General features: G+C 71.2%; 12 protein-coding genes. All 12 read right to left on the reverse strand.

Going from position 1 to position 15368, the window contains the following annotated elements; all coding sequences use genetic code 11:
- Positions 1–3: 3 nt before the first annotated feature.
- Positions 4–894 carry a serine/threonine protein kinase gene (locus OG737_RS16335; RefSeq protein ID WP_405921691.1) on the reverse strand — a complete coding sequence of 297 codons (891 nt, stop codon included), beginning with the start codon at positions 892–894 and terminating at the stop codon, positions 4–6.
- Between the two features lie 224 nt (positions 895–1118).
- Positions 1119–1292 (reverse strand): hypothetical protein, encoded by a 174-nt coding sequence (locus OG737_RS16340; protein WP_328926884.1) that lies wholly within the window; start codon positions 1290–1292, stop codon positions 1119–1121.
- A gap of 58 nt (positions 1293–1350) precedes the next feature.
- Entirely contained in the window at positions 1351–2211 is an 861-nt protein-coding gene (locus tag OG737_RS16345) for an immunity 49 family protein (protein ID WP_405921692.1), read from the reverse strand.
- 36 nt (positions 2212–2247) lie between these two features.
- Positions 2248–3099 (reverse strand): immunity 49 family protein, encoded by an 852-nt coding sequence (locus OG737_RS16350; protein ID WP_328926886.1) that lies wholly within the window; start codon positions 3097–3099, stop codon positions 2248–2250.
- Between the two features lie 11 nt (positions 3100–3110).
- Complete coding sequence (locus tag OG737_RS16355) at positions 3111–5942, reverse strand: hypothetical protein (RefSeq protein ID WP_405921693.1); 2832 nt, start codon at positions 5940–5942, stop codon at positions 3111–3113.
- The gene (locus OG737_RS16360) at positions 5939–6367 is read right to left on the reverse strand and encodes a DUF6507 family protein (RefSeq protein WP_328926888.1); all 429 of its coding nucleotides are present in this window, start codon (positions 6365–6367) and stop codon (positions 5939–5941) included. The genes OG737_RS16355 and OG737_RS16360 overlap by 4 nt, the downstream gene beginning before the upstream one ends.
- Before the next feature lie 72 nt (positions 6368–6439).
- The gene (locus OG737_RS16365) at positions 6440–6751 is read right to left on the reverse strand and encodes a pore-forming ESAT-6 family protein (RefSeq protein WP_328926889.1); all 312 of its coding nucleotides are present in this window, start codon (positions 6749–6751) and stop codon (positions 6440–6442) included.
- A gap of 27 nt (positions 6752–6778) precedes the next feature.
- Entirely contained in the window at positions 6779–7111 is a 333-nt protein-coding gene (locus OG737_RS16370) for a hypothetical protein (RefSeq protein WP_328926890.1), read from the reverse strand.
- A gap of 117 nt (positions 7112–7228) precedes the next feature.
- A complete protein-coding gene (locus tag OG737_RS16375) occupies positions 7229–8647 on the reverse strand; it encodes a DUF6177 family protein (RefSeq protein WP_328926891.1) in 1419 nt (472 codons plus the stop codon).
- Positions 8648–8663: 16 nt separating this feature from the next.
- Positions 8664–12638 (reverse strand): type VII secretion protein EccCa, encoded by a 3975-nt coding sequence (gene eccCa / locus OG737_RS16380; protein WP_405921694.1) that lies wholly within the window; start codon positions 12636–12638, stop codon positions 8664–8666.
- A gap of 55 nt (positions 12639–12693) precedes the next feature.
- The gene (locus OG737_RS16385; protein ID WP_405921695.1) at positions 12694–13923 is read right to left on the reverse strand and encodes a MinD/ParA family protein; all 1230 of its coding nucleotides are present in this window, start codon (positions 13921–13923) and stop codon (positions 12694–12696) included.
- Between the two features lie 60 nt (positions 13924–13983).
- Positions 13984–15339, reverse strand: coding sequence for a type VII secretion integral membrane protein EccD (gene eccD, locus OG737_RS16390; protein WP_328926894.1), 1356 nt, complete (start codon positions 15337–15339; stop codon positions 13984–13986).
- Positions 15340–15368 lie beyond the last annotated feature (29 nt).

The following is a 15368-nucleotide window of genomic DNA, read 5'->3' on the forward strand; positions in this document are numbered from 1 at the left end:
CCGTCAGTCCAGGGGAGCAGGAACAGGGAGTTCAGCCGCGAGGACCTGCGCCGACTGGCGCGCGAGCGCGGCGACCATGCTTGCCGGCAGGGGGATCGGGGCGGCCGTGTCCAGGACGGTGGCCTGGTGTGCCGCCGTACTCGCGGCCGACTCCAGGCGGGTGAGGACCTGGTGCGCCTGCGGACGCCTCTCGGGATCGCGCGAGAGGCATGCCGCGATCAATTCGCGGATGAAGGAGGGAAGTTCGTCGCGTTCGGGGACGGTGTGGCCGGTTGCCGCGTAGGCGAGTACCGCCCCCAGGGCGTACACGTCGCCCAGCGGGCGCGGCCGTCCACCGGCCGCCTGTTCCGGGGCGAGACTGCCGGAGTCGAGGCCCGGCAGGCCGCTGCGCGCCTCCCCGTCCGGGGCTGCGGCCCGTACCGCCCCGAAGCAGCTGAGGCGGGGGCCTTCGGTGGTGAGCAGTACGGCGGCGGGGGACAGGCCCGCGTGCGTCACCCCGTGCGCGTGGGCGGTGGCCAGGGTCTGGGCGAGGGTGGCGCCCAGGGCCCGTACGAACGGCTCGGGCAGCGGACCGCCGTGAGCTCGCAGGGCGGCGGGGAGCGGGAGAGCGGGGACGTACGGCGCCGTGCACCAGGGGAGGTCCGCCGTGCCGCCGACCTCCCCGACCGGCAGGAATCCCCGTATCGAGAGCCGACGGGCCCCCTCCGCCTCGATCGCCCAGCGGGTCGGGTCGGCGTCGGTGCGCGGGAGGCAGGCAAGGAACGTGTGGTCGCCGTCGGCGCTGCGGGCGATGAAGCGGCGTGCGGGAACGGCTTGTTCGGAATCCGCGTCGAGCCGGGCCAGGGTGATGTGGGGCCCGGTCCGTGGAGGGTCGTCATGACGCAGCGGTTCCATGCGCGTCTCCCCCCCCCGGTATGTGATGAGCCAGGACAAGCCTACTCAAGCGCCCGTGCGGGGCCGGAGGGAGGCGTCGCAGGCGTGCGCGGAGCCAGTGGGTCTGGAGCGTGTCGACCCGGTGCCGGACGTACTCGTCGTAGCCGTTGTAGCCGTTGTAGGCGATGCGGTGGAGCGGGACCTGGGACAGCTCGGTCATCCGCTTCCGGCCGCGGCCGAGTTCCTCAGTCCACGCCTCGCCACTTGGCTGCGGCGACCGTGAGCATCAGCGCGTCATGGCGGTCGAATTCCGACTCCTCGATCTCTGCAAGCGCCTCCTGGGCCATGCTCACGATCGGCGCCATGGTTTCGGCCGCGTTGTCGGTACGGAACGCGTGGCGGGAGAGGACGGTGGTCATGCGTGTGCCTTACGTGGGTTACCTTGCCGGGCGCGTGCGTCCCCTGCGGCCTGCGGCTCTACGCGTCGAACTCGCCGCGCCAGGCGAAGCCGAGGAGGGCCTCGGGGAGGTAGTCGGACTGGACCTCGACGGGGATGCCGTTGGCCTTCGCCAGGCAGGCGATCGCCAGCGGGGCGAGAGCAACGACGCCCAGGATGTTCTGGGTGCGGTCCTCGTCCGCGGTCCAGTACTCCTTGTGCCAGCGGACGGCGTCGGCCAGGGCGTCGTTGAAGCCGGCGGGGTCGTTGCGCAGGTAGCGGTAGAGCATCATGATCGGCGGGTAGCGGAGCTTGCTCATCTCCTCCGCGTCGACGACGCGGGCCTGCTCGGGAGCGCTCAGGTCCACGGCACGCACCAGGTGGGTGCGCAGGTCGTCGCGGCGGAGCCAGAAGCTCTGGAGGGTTTCCACCCAGGCATAGGTGTACTCGTCCAGGGCGCCGCCGAAGTCGCGCAGCAGGGACACGGGGATCCGGGCCAGCATGTCGAGGCGGGCTGCTTCACGGCAGATGACCGCGAGGTAGAAGGCGTTGAGCCAGGTGTCCGCGTTGAGGTAGGTCTGGGGCTCGGTGGTGGCGAGGTGGCGCTCCTCCTGGCGGATCTTGCAGGTGACCGTTTCCCGGTCGGGATCGGCGGCGGCGAACACGGCAGAGTGCACCTGCAGGGCCAGCAGCCAGGATTCCCAGGTCTCCAGCATGCCGGCCGTGGGATCCCCGACACAGCGAACGAGAGCGACGTTCAGCGACCTCATGACCGCGCCCGACCTGGAGTTGTGTGAGGTCTCGATCTTCTCCAGCGAATAGGACAGCGACCCCTCCATGACGGGAACCACCGCCGCCATATCGTCCTTCGGATAGTCCTGGCGGGACAGGATCATGGTCATGGGCGTATCCCGATGAGTACGGCGGTCATATGCGCCTTACGTGGGGAATTCGCCGCACCAGTTGCGGCCAAGGAGAGTGGCGGGCAGGTACTCGGACTCGACCTCGATGGGGATGCCCGCATCGTGGGCGATGCAAGCCATGGCGAGCGGTGCGAGCGCGACGAAACCCGATGCCTGGAGTGCCCTGCTCTCTTCGCTCCAGTAGTCCTTGTGCCAGTCGAGGGCGGTAGCGAGTGCACGGTTGAATCCGTCGTTGTCCTTGCGGATGAACCGATGGAACATCTCCATCGGCGGGTACACCAGCCGGCCGACCATCTGGGGGTCTGCGACGACTTCGGGCTCCGTGCGGTCTACCGCGGCCACCAGCTTTGGTACGAGCTCAGGGCCACCGAGCCAGTAGGTCTGGAGGGTGTCGATCCAGGCGTAGTGGTACTCCTCGAAGCGCGACCCGTTCTCCCGGAGCAAAGACAGAGGTACCCGGCACAGGGCTGTGATCCTGTCCCGTTCCCGGCACACCACGGCCAGGTAGAAGGCGCTGAGCCACGCGTCCGGCTGTACGTACCACTCTGGACCGGTGGCTTTGAGCGCGCGGTCCTTGTGCGCGATACGACACTGCACCTGTTCTTCGGACGTGGTCGCGGCGGCGAACACGGCGGAGCTCGTTTGCATCGCGTTCACCCAGGCATCCCAGGTGGGAAAGATCGATGCCCTCGGGTCGACAAGGCAACGTGACTGGGCCAAGGTGAGCGTGGTGCGCTGGGCATCACCCAGGTCGGTGGAGTCTTCCTCCAGCCCGTCGATCAGTTCCTGCGCGTTCTCTTGGAGTATGGCGAGGCCTTCTTCTGCCCTGCCCGTGGGAACGGGGTGACGGGGGATGATCGAGACCAACGCAATTCTCCTTAGAAGAGCTTGAAGTGTTTGAGCTCGGCCCCAGCATACTGGCCGGTGTTTTCGGCAGCCTGGACGAGGACGTAGCGCAGAGTCTTGTTCTTGATGGCTTTCCGGATTTCCGCGGCGTACTTGCCGTCGGCCGGCGAGGTGGCAACACGGCCTTCCATTTCGGCAACAATGGTGCGGACGTACTCGATGGATCCCTGTTTCACCATGAACCGGTCGAAGTCGCCGGCGCCTTGACGCCAGTCCAGCGTACCGTTGGGGCTCTTCGCCTCGACGATCACTAGGTTGCCGTCCTTGTCGCGCCACAGCTGGTCGAATGCCCTCGACCCGTTGGGCGTCTCCGGCAACGGCGGATCGTCGACCTCCTTGGCGCCCTTGAACTCGTCCTGGAGAAGCATGTGGTGCCTTGCGGCCTCTTCTCCAAGGGCCTCGCCGAGCTTGGTGTTGTTGGGTACGTCCTTGCCGACCGTGAGGTTGTAGTGCTCCAGCGCCTTATCCAGCTCCAGCGCGTTCCCAACGCTCGGATCCTTGGCAAAGGCCTTTTCCCACTTGGTCAGGTCCATGCCCGCCCGACGCTTGGCCGCAACCTCGTCAAGGTGGTTCAGACCCTGAGGGTCAACGGTATCCCGGCCCCTCACCAGGTCTTCGAGGTGGAAGCCACCCGGGTCCGCGTGCGGCAATTGGCTAGTGGCAATCCAACTACCGTCCTTCTCAATGAGCTTCGGCAGGAGTTGGCCGTCGACCAACATGTCGGCATCGTTTCGCTTGCCGAGCCCCCACTTGTCGTAGTGCTCCGCGCGCCAGACCGGGTCCTCGTTGGCCAGCCGAACGTGCTCGCGGGTGATGGCCATGCTTTCCTCGGGCGTCCGCTGCTTGGGCGGGACCTCGCGGGCAGCCTCGTACTCCGCACGGTGCGCTGCGCGGGTCGCCTCATCGAGGGGGGCCGAGGACGGGGCATCCGGGTGGCCGCCGCCCGTGCCGGGCCCGTCCGGGTGGGTACCGCCGGTTGACGGGCCGTCCGGGTGGCCTGGGCCGGTGGGACCGTCGCCGTGGCCGCCGGTGCCCGGGGTGTCCGGGTGGGTGCCGCCCCCGCTCGGAGCGTCGGTGCCGTGGGTGGACGGGGTGTCCGGGTGGCCGCCGCGGGGGGTGTTGTTCAGGTCGCCCCGCGGCATGTTGTCCGGGGCGTGGCCGCCGGGGGTGTGGTCCGGGGTGTGGCCGCCGGGGGTGTGGTCCGGGGTGTGGCCGGTCGGGGCGTGGTCGCCCGCGTGGACCGGGTCGGAGATGTCGGAGCCGAGGCGGATGCCGTCGTCGCCTCGGCCGCCGACGGACACCAGCTCGCGCTCCGGGACCTTGACCGAGGCCGGGGAGTCCACCTTCGGGGCGTCGACGCGCGGGGTGTCCGCGCCCGCGTCCGGCTTGCCCGTCGGGGCGTCCTCGGCGTGGTGCGTGATGTCGCCCGCGGCGTCGTAGATGTTGCCCTTGGGGTCCATGAACTGCGCCGGACCGTCCACCGGCAGCTTCACCGAGCCCGGCGGCAGCGTGGCCGTGCCCTCGGGGAGCTTGATGTTGCCGTCCGGGAGTTTGATCGCCCCGTCCGGGATCGCGGTGCCCTCGGGGAGGTGGATCGCACCGTCGGGGAGATGGACGGCACCCTCGGGGAGGGCGATCGCGCCGTCCACGTTGATGTTCGGGACCTCGATCTTGCCCAGGCCCTTCAGCCCGGCCATCACGTCGCCGATCTTCGAGATGCCCGCGCCCGCGCCCTTGAAGACGTACGTCATCGGGTCGATGGCCCGCCCGGCCTTGCCCGCGAACGACAGCGCCTTGGCCACCGCGCCCGCCTTGCCCGCACCCGACGCCGCACCGCCCGCACCGCCGGTGAATACGGTCGTCACCACGTTGAAGGTGACCGCACCCGCCGCACGCGACGGGTTCGAGCCCCACTGGTCCCACGCCAGCAGCGCCTTGCCCGTCTCCTTCATCGCCGTACGCGAATCACGCAGCCACGACGGAAGCTTGTCGTCGGGGGCCGCCAGATACGCCGGACCCACGATCGGCAGGGTGGAGATCGCAAGGCCCGTCGCCAGCTTCGCCAGGCCCGTCCAGGCCTGACCCGCCGCGTCCCAGCCCTGGAAGCCGACGAGCGTGCCCAGGCCGACGATCGTGCCCCACACACCGTCGACGATCACGCCCTTGCCGAAGTCGTAGGCGTGCTCCCACACCTGCCACCACGGCACCGACTCCTCCACCGCGTCACCCCACGGCAGCGACTTCGACTGCTTCAGGGCCTCGGCGTCGTAGCCGTACATGCCCTCGCCGTGCGAGCCGTCGTCCTTCTTCAGGGCGGGCCCGCCCACCAGAGCGACGATCTTCGCGTGAGCAGCGCGTTCCACCTCCTGGAACTGCGCCCACACTTCGGCGATGTCATTGCGGCGATCGAGGTTCTCCTCGATCAGATCGCCGTCCTCGCGCCACTTCTTGTCGTCGGCCACCTTCGAACGAAACGCTTCCGCTTCCTTCTTCAGGTGCTCCAGCTTCTTCACCAGCGGTTCGACATCGCGACTGTACGTACCCAGCGCCCCCGCGATGGTGCACATGTCGGAACTCAGCTTCAGCCCGAGGTCGGCGACCGGCTTGGTCGTCGCGAACAGCTGGTCCGCCTCCGGCGCCTGGTAGAACGCCTGCAGCCCGCCGAAACTGGTGTGGACGTCACTGGCCTTCGTGGAGACCGTCGCCCCGCCCGACGAGATCTCCTTCACCTTCGCGTCCAGCACCGCCAGATCGCCGGTGAAGACGGGTATCTCGGCCGGATCGACGGGTGCGTTGCCGCTCACTTCTTCCCCCCCGGCTGTTCGCGCAGGACGTCCAGGTTCATGGCCCTTGCCGCGTCCTGAGCGGCCTTGGCCTGGTCCAGGTCGCCTTCGAGGTACTCGTTCGTCGCCTTGACCGCGCCGAGGATGCAGGCCTCGATGCGGTGCGCCATCGACTCCAGTTCCTTCTTGCGGCCCTCCAGGTACGTACCCAGAGCGGCCGCGACCGGGCCCATCGCCTTATGCGACAGCGGAGGCTTGCCCGGCGCCACCGGACCCTGCACCTTGGTCTCGGCCGCCGAGCCGGGCACGGCCGTGCCCGCTGCCTGGGCCGCCTCCGACATGTTCGTGATCAGGGAGTTCAGGGCCTTCTCCAGCTCGCCGGCATTCCCGCCGACGGTCTTCAACTGACCCTGCACACCCTGCGGCTTGATGTCCCACGACGTCATCGACGACCCACCCCCGTGTAGCCCGCTGCCATACAGCCCCGCTGCCCCGCTGCCCCGCTAAAACGATCCTGCTCAGCCGATGTTGTCGACCGCGGCCTTCGCCCGCTGCAGCGTCTGCTGCGCCGTGCCGTCGTTCTTCTCCAGCGTCGAATTCAGCAGCTGGATGATGTTCTTGACCTCCTGCGAGGCGTTCTTCCAGCGCGTTTCCTTGGCGTGGTAGTCGTCCGCCACACCATCCGCGGCGAAGTCCGACATCGCCTTCGCCACCTGCGCCTCGCGCGCCGCGATCACCTGCTCCAGCTGACCGATCACGACCTTGATGTTGCCCTGCGCCTCCGTCGAGGCGCCCACGTCGTACGAACGACGGTCCTTGTCACCAGCCATCACAACCACACTCCCCGTGAAGAAGAATCAGCGACCCGAGAAGCGGGCCGCGTCGAAGTTCGCCGCCGACTGCTGCTGCCGCGCGTTCTCGCCCTGCTCCTGGTCACCCGAACCGAAGGCCCGCTCCATGCCCGACTGACCGCCCAGGATCGCGGCCAGCGAAGCGTTGAGCTCCTTCGCGATGCCGTCCGAACGCGCCTTGAACGAGTCGAACGCCACCTTGCCCTGGCCGTTGAACTTGCCCTCCAGCGGCTGCGCCGCGTCCACCAGCAGCTTGATCAGCGTTCCCAGGTCCGTACTCGAATTCCGCGACCCCGACATCAGGCTCGTCAGAACCTGCGTCCCCATGTCGAACTTCATCCCACTCCCCCGCACACTCGAACGATCGTAAGTATGTCCAGTTCTATCAACTCACATCGCTCCTGCAACGTGCAACGGGCCGTCTGTGACCCGGCTATGACAAACCACCAGGCATCTTCACGAGCCCTTCAGGTGCCTCATCAGCTGCTCGAAGACGCTCCACCCCGACAGGTCCGACGGATTTCCGGGCAGCGGGTAGTAGTAGGCGGGGCGGGCCTTCGGCCCCAGCCGCAGCGGCTGTTCGGCCAGCGGCGTACGCCGGGCCCGGTCGTCCGGCATCCGCCGGACCTCCTCGGAGCCCAGGACGAAGGCCAGCGGCACCCCGGGCCCCTCGAAGCGCGGCGGCACCAGCAGATCACGGCGCGCTTTGCGGAGCTGTACGAGCATCGACTGGAGGCGGTGGCGCGTAACGAGCGCTTCCGCGACGCGGTGCAGGGCCTCCAGCGGCGGCTGCTCGTCGGCGCCGTAGCCGAACGCCAGCGTCACGTCCTCCTCCACACCCGCCTTCGTACGGCTGATCCGCACCGTTGCGAGTCCGGGCCGCCCGGGGCTGCCCACCACCACGAACCACGTCGGCTCGGGGGCCCGGGTGAACGCCACATCGGTCAGCCGTCCCGGCGACCAGGGCAGGTTGGCCGGCTCGGCCGTCCCCCACCCCGCCGGGGGCTCGCCGGTCAGCTCGCGCCACACCGTCTCCAGGGCGCCGCCGAGGACCAGCCGCTCGTCCGCGGGGTGGATGGTGCGGAAGGTGAGGGCCAGCTGCCGTTCGCCCGTCGCCGCCACCTCCTGGAACGTGGCGGCGACGGGGACGCGCGGATCGTCCTCGGTGGCGTCCGGGGGGACCACCGCGGCGAACATGCCCTCCTGCCAGCGCAGCACCGCGCCCGACATGCCGTCGTAGTAGCCGTCCCGCCCGTCCTGCACGACCCACCGCGACGGCCAGCCCGGCATGTTCGCCAGCACCGCCGGGGACAGCTTCGTCCCGGGCGGCGTGACGACCTGCAGGCCCCGCTCGGCCGCCGCGGCGGCCCGGTAGGCGTCGGAGAGCCAGGCCGTCATGGCGACGACCGGCCGGTCCATGATGACGACGGCGACGTTGCCGGTCAGCACGTCGACGGCGGGCTGCGCCGCCGCGGGCGCCGGCGCCACGCTGATCCCCTCGCTCTGCACCACCGCCACCGACCGCGCGGCATCCGGCGGCCAGGCGCTCCCCCCGCCCAGCGAGGCGATCCGGGCCGCGAAGGTGCCCGCGAGGCGCTCGGCCTCGGGGACGCCGGTGGTGGCGCGGGCCTCGGTCCACCAGAAGGGGACCCGCGGCGGGGTGGCTCCGAGCAGCCGCTCGGCCTCTCCCTCGACCTGGACCAGCAGCGGCGCCTCGACGGAGACGAGCGGACGCCCCTGCTCGTCGCAGAGCTGTACGACCGCGCCCTCGCCCGTCGTGTCCACGAGCTTGTCGGGGCCGCCGGAGAGCAGACCCGCGAGCACGGTCCAGGGCTCGGGCATCCGCGGCGTGAGGGCTATGACGTCCTTGGTCATGGGGTCCTGCGGTCCTTCACTCGGGGGTGTAGACGGTCTGGATCAGACGGTTGGACTGGCCCCTGCGGATGAGTACGCCGCGGCCGGCGGGCTGCTGGGAGGCGTACACCCCGGGGAACAGCTGGCCCTCGCTGCGGTCGCCGGCCATGACGACCGCCGAGGCTCCCGATTCGCGCAGGCCCTGCACCAGCGGCTCGTACATGCCGCGCGAGGCGCCCGCGACGCGGCGCGTCAGGACGAAGTGCAGGCCGATGTCCGCCGCCGACGGGATGAACGGCACGAACGGGGCGAGCGGCGACTGTCCCGCCGTGGTGAGTACGTCGTAGTCGTCGACGAGGACCACGATCCGCGGCCCGCCGCCCCAGCTGCCCGGCTCCAGGTCCTCCAGGGGGGCGCTGTCGTCGGGCAGCCGCCGGTCCAGCTCGGTGGCGATGCCCGCGGCCAGCCCGGCGCACATCTTGGTGTTGTACGCGTAGCCGCCGTTGAACTCCTCCGGGACCACACCGCGCAGGCTGCGCCGCGGGTCCATGATGGCGAAGACCAGCTCGTCCTCGCCGTACCGCTCGATGAGGCCGCCGGCGATCGTCTTCAGCAGGTTCGTCTTGCCGCACTCGCTGTCACCCATGACCAGCAGGTGCTGGTCGTGCTGGAACAGGTCGAGGAGTACGGGCGCCAGTGCGCTCTGGTCGAGGCCGATCGGCACCCGCTTCGGCTCGGCGACCGGGCCGGGCAGCAGGTGCGGCTCCAGCAGGTGCGGCAGCACCCGTACCGGCTGGGCGGCGTCCCCGCTCCAGGTGGCGCGGATCGTGCGGGCCGTGCGCTCCAGGACCGCGCCGAGCTCGGAGGTGTCGCGGAGCCCGTCGGTACGGGGCAGCGCCACCTGCGCGAAGAGCTTGCCGTCGGTGAGGACGCGGCCGGGCTCGTCGGGCGACAGGGTCTCGGCGAGCTTGCGCTCGATGCTGGACTCGCTGGGGTCGTTGAGGCGCAGTTCGACGCGGGTGCCGAAGTTCGACTGGGTGGCTATGCGGACGTCGTTCCAGCGGAGCATGCCCGCGACGACGTGGATGCCGTAGCCGCCGCCGCGCTTGAGGATGTCGACGACCGCGTCGTCGAGTTCCTCGAAGTCGTCGCGCAGCGCGCCGAAGCCGTCGATGACGAGGACGATCTCCGCGGAGGCCAGCTGCGGCAGCCGGCCGGCCGCGTGCAGGGTGCGCAGCTGCTCGACGGAGTCGATGCCGTGCTCGCGGAAGAGGTCCTCCCGGGTCGCCAGCATGTTCCGTACCTCTTCGACGGTCCGGGCCGCGCGCTCGCGGTCGGCGCGGCCCGCGATCCCGCCCACGTGCGGCAGGCCCGACAGGGCCTGGAGGCCGCCGCCGACGAGGTCGAGGCCGTAGACGCCGACCTCCTGCGGGGTGTGGGTCAGCGCGAGCGAGAGGACGAGGGTGCGCAGCAGGGTGGTCTTGCCGGACTGCGGGCCGCCGATGAAGGCGGCGTGGCCGCCCGCGACGGTGAGGTCGAGGTACCACTCGCCCTGCCACTGCTTCGTCGGATCGTCGAGCAGGCCGAGCGGCACCATGAGCCGCCCCCGCCGCTTGGCGAGCTGCATTCCGCGCGCGCTCACGTCGAGGGGGCCGGCGACCGAGTCCAGGCTGACCGCGTCGGGCAGCGGCGGCAGCCAGATGCGGCGCACCTGGCCGGCGGCGTTCTCCAGCTGCTCGACGATGACGCCCATCTCGGTCGGCCCGGTCTCGCGGCGCCGGGCCGTGGGCTCCTGAGTGCCCGCGCTGTCGGGCTTGGACAGGGTGTTGAAGGCCTCGTACTCGAGGGCGAGGGGGCCGGTGTCCTCGTCTTCCGCGCGCTGTACGGGGCCCCGGTAGGCGCCGGAGACGTAGCTCGCCTTGAACCGCTCGTAGTGGCTGGTGTCGACCTTGAGGAAGCCGAAACCGGGCAGCGGCGGAAGGTGGAAGGCGTCCGTGGTGTCCAGGACCGTGCGGGACTCGTCGGCGGAGAAGGTGCGCAGGCCCAGGCGGTACGAGAGGTAGGTGTCCAGGCCCTTGAGCTTGCCGCCCTCGATGCGCTGGCTGGACAGCAGCAGGTGCACGCCGATGGAGCGGCCGATCCGGCCGATGGACAGGAACAGGTCGATGAAGTCGGGCTTGGCGGTGAGGAGTTCACCGAACTCGTCGATGACGACGAAGAGGTGCGGGAGCGGGTCCAGGTCGGGCCGGCGGTCGGCGCGCAGGGCGGCGTAGTCACCGATGTCGGCGACGTTGCCCGCGTCCTTGAGGACCTGCTGGCGGCGCTTGACCTCGCCTGCGAGGGAGGCGTGGACGCGCTCGACGAGACCGGCCTGGTTCTCCAGGTTGGTGATGACTCCGGCGACGTGCGGCAGGTCGGCGAACGGCGCGAAGGTCGCACCGCCCTTGTAGTCGACCAGGACAAGGGCGAGGTCCTCCGGCGGGTGCGTGGCCACCAGGGCGAGGACGAGGGTGCGCAGCAGCTCGGACTTTCCCGAACCGGTGGCGCCGACGCACAGGCCGTGGGGGCCCATGCCCAGCTCGGAGGATTCCTTCAGGTCCAGCAGCACGGGTTCGCGGGAGTCGCTGATGCCGATGGGCACGCGCAGGAAGGCGCGTTCGCCGCGCGGGGCCCACAGGCTCGCCAGGTCGAGGCGGGCCACGTCGTCGATGCCGAGCAGGTCGGCGAAGTCCACGGGGCCGGACAGCGGAGCGTCGATGAGGGACTCGGCGGACAGGCGCAGCGGGGCGAGCATCCGGGCCAGGCCCTCGGCGAAGGGGATGCCGACCTCGTCCACGATGCCGTGGGCGCTGACGGGCTCGTCCTCGCGCAGGTCCTCGATGAGCACCTGGTCGCCGTCGACGGTGATCCGTACGCCGACGTGTCCCGGTTCCTGGATCCGCTGTTCGAGCAGGTGCAGGACGGTGACGCCCATGTCGCGCAGGCCCACCGCATCGTCGGGCCGGGGCAGTTCGACGGCGTCCTCGCCGTGTCCGTCGGTCACGACGAGCAGCCGGGACGTCATGGACAGGGCGTCCCTGCCGGACAGTCCGCGGCGCACCTCGGCGGCGTAGGAGGCGCGGCGGCGCAGTTCCGGGCCGATCTGCCGGGCGAGCTGGGCCGTGGAGGGGGCGATCCGGCGGGCGGCGACGGGTCCGTCGAGCTGCTCGGTGTCGAGCAGGTGCGGCATCCACTTGGCCCACTCCCAGTCGGCGAGCCGGTCGCCGGGGACGGCCAGGGCGATGGCCACGTCGTCGGGGGCGTGCAGGGCGGCGGCCTGGACCAGCAGGGCGCGGGCGACGCGCAGGCAGTCCTCGCGGGGGCCGACGACGCTGATGTTGCCGACGCGGTCGAGCGGGACGGTGAGCGGGAGTTCGGTACCGCTGCGGAACCGGGCGGTGAGCGCGGACGCCTCGTTGAGCATGAAGAGGTCGGGCGGCGTGAGGGCGGAGGAGCCCTGCTGGCCGATCTGCAGATCGCGTACGGGCATCTCGCCGGTGCCGACGCGCACGCGCAGGAAGTCGCCGTCGACGCGGCGTCGCTCCCACAGCCGGGCCGGGTCGCGGACGATGTCGTACAGGGCGTGCGGCGGCGGGTTCAGTACGTCGGCGTGCTCGCCGCGCGCACGTTCCTCGCCGGCGAGCTCCTCGCGCAGGTCCTCCAGGTAGGCGAGATAGGCCTCGCGCTGGGTACGGCGGGTGCGCTGGGCCTTGCCGCGCTGCGAGAAGAGGAGCGCGAGGGAGCCGACGACGGTGACGACGAGGATCAGCGCGCCGAGCGCTGCGAACTGGCTGTTGCGGACGACCGTCATCATCACGACGGACGACATGACTCCCGCCACGGGCATCAGCGACATCGCGATGTTGCCCGCCTTGCCCTCGGGGAGGTTGGGCGGGGCCTCGATGGTGCGTGCGGCGGGGGCGGCCGGAGGTCTGACGGTCCTGGCCGGGCGGTGGATCAGTCGGGTGCTCATCGTCGTCGTTCGCCAATCACGATCGGTCGCGTCACGGTCGGGCTCGGCATCTCGGTCAGTGGCGCTTCTGGGAGAGCTGGAAGACCTCGGCGGCGAGCCGGGTGGCGGTCTGCCTGGTCGAGTGGGCGAGCAGTTCGGTACGGATGGGGCCGCCGGCCGCCAGGTGGCGGTCGTACGGCAGGACGTGGACGCCCGCCCCGGTGGCCTGGAGGGTGCGGACCGCCTCGGCGAGGTCGATTCCCGGGTGCGGCGCCTGCTCGGTGAGCACGACGACCGTGCCGGCGATCACGTGCGGGGGCAGGCCCTGCATCCACTGGAGGACCGCGTACGTGCTGGCGACGCCGTCCAGGGTGGCGGGGGTGGTCAGGACGCGGGCCTGGGAGGCGGAGAGCGCGACACGGGCGACCTCGGCGGGCAGCGTCTCGCAGTCGACGACGGTCACGCCGAAGTAGCGGCGGAGCGCGACCATGGCCCGCTCGTAGGACCGCAGGTCGAGCATCGCGCCGATCTGGCCCTGGCTGCCGGGCAGCAGCCAGGCGTTGTCGCGGAGCTGGACGAGGTAGCCGGTGATGTCGAGCAGCGACATCTGGGGTTCGACGATGTCCGCGACGTCGCCGGTCGTCCAGCGCAGTGTCTCGGCGCCGAGGCGGATCGGCAGCGAGCCGAGGGCCGGGTCGGCCTCGACGAAGAGGACGGGGTCCTGCCGGTAGTGGGCGTACGTGGTGCCGAGCAGGGCCGCGATGGTGGACTTGCCGGCGCCGCCGCGGATGGAGGTGACGGCGATCTGGCGGCCGGTGGTCACGGGCTGCTGGAGCAGCTCGGCCGCGCGGGTGGCCTCGGCGACCTCGCGGGAGGCGGATGAGGAAACGGTTCGCCGTATGGCGCGTACGGCGCGGGCGGCGAAGGGCTCACCGCGCCGGGGCCCGCGGACCGCCCCGGCGAGGTTTTTGTCGACGGCGGGCCGGGAGTCGGGCGTACGGACCCCCTGGGCGCCGGGGGGCGCCGACTGCGGCGGGAACTGCCCCTGGGGGTACCCGTGGCCGGGGGCGGGCTGCGGTACGTGGCCCTGCGGTACGTGGCCCTGCGCCGGGCCGGGCTGCGGGGCGGCCGGGCCCGGGGTACCGGGGGCCTGCGGGGGCACGCCGGAACCCGGGGCTCCGGCCGGGCCCTGGGCCGACGGCTGCGCGGGCTGCTGGGCGCCGGGGCCCTGCTGGGCGCCCTGCGCCGGGGAGCCGGCCCTCAGGTCGCGCAGGACATCGCCCTGCCAGTTGTCTTCGTTCGGCATGTCTGCCCCTGCCCCTCTTCTTCCGACCTGCTGCCCCGCCCGGAGCGCCTGCGCTTTGACTCAGAACTTGTTGAGCAGTTGCCCGTACACGCCGAACACCCCGACGGCGAGCGGGAAGAGCCCCACCATTCCGACCGATTCGATGAGGTCGGCGGTGCGCCGCAGCCGGACCTGCACGTGCTCCGGCGGCTGCACCGCGAGGACGAGCAGCGGCAGCAGCGCCGCCACACCCAGGACGGCGAGCGGTCCGGTGCCCCCGGCGTGCTCGGTCCACAGCATCACGAGGCGTACGACGAGCAGGGCCGCGGCGGCGACCAGCGCGACGACCTCGGCGACCAGCGGGTAGGCCCGCGCCCTCGACAGCAGCACCACGGCGACGAGCGCGGGGAGCGCCACCGTCCAGACGCTGGGCTTCTCGGCGAGGGTCAGCAGCCAGCCGGCGGCCGCCGCCGAGATCGCGGTGGCGATCGTCGCGAGGGAGAGCCCGCGGTGCGTCGCGGCGAGCGCGTTGCCCACCTCGTGGCGGCTGACGGAGGTACCGCCGGAGCGCCGGTCGTCGAGCGCGGTGAGCCCGGAGGCCATCAGGGCGAGCCGTGGCAGCAGACCGAGCAGCACCACGGAGAACAGGACCACGACCGCGCCGAGCCGGGCCGGATCGCCCTGGACGGCTGCGACGGCCTCCCACACGGCGGTGATCACGGCCGTGGCCACGGCGCCGATGAGCCCGCCGCGGCCGAGCGGCGAGAAGTAGCCGAGCAGCACCAGCGTCAGGATGACCGAGCCCGCGACGGCGGCGAGCCGTGCGATTCCCGGCCAGTGGTGGGCGTCCGCGGCGGTCCACGCGGTGAGGACGCCCAGGCTGCCGGAGGCGAGCAGGAGGGCGGTCGCCAGGCCTCGGTTGGCCTGCCCGATCCGGGCGACGAGCGCGCCGGCCGCCATCAGGACGAGCGTGACGACCGTGAGGGCGCCGGCCAGGGCGTCCAGGGCGAACTCGCGGCGGGCGAGCAGCCCGGCGGTCACCATGAAGGCCACGGTCGCCACCCCCGCGCTGCCCCGCCGGGCGGCGGGACGCCAGCGCCAGGACTGCAGATCGAGGTCGTCGGCCACCAGGTCGGTGACGTCGTGGACCACGGGGGCGGGCGGCGCGGAGTGGGTCCGGACGAGCCGCAGGACGGCGCCGTCGGATATCCCGGCCGACGCGAGGGTGCTGTCGTGCGGCAGCGCGGAGCCGTCCGACGTGATCAGCTGACGGGTCAACGGGCGTGCCGCGGCCCGGTCGTCGAGCAGATGCAGGATGTCGGGGAGCAGCTGCCCGATCGGAGTGTCGGAAGGCAGGACTATGTCGGCCCGACGCCGCTCGCCGATCAGGGTCACCCGGCTCAATTGCGCCCGGGAAGTCGTTGCTGTGCTCACCACTTACGGGAACCTATCATCGCGGGATTGCG

It is taken from the genome of Streptomyces sp. NBC_00122 (assembly GCF_045160845.1).
Lineage (GTDB): Bacteria > Actinomycetota > Actinomycetes > Streptomycetales > Streptomycetaceae > Streptomyces.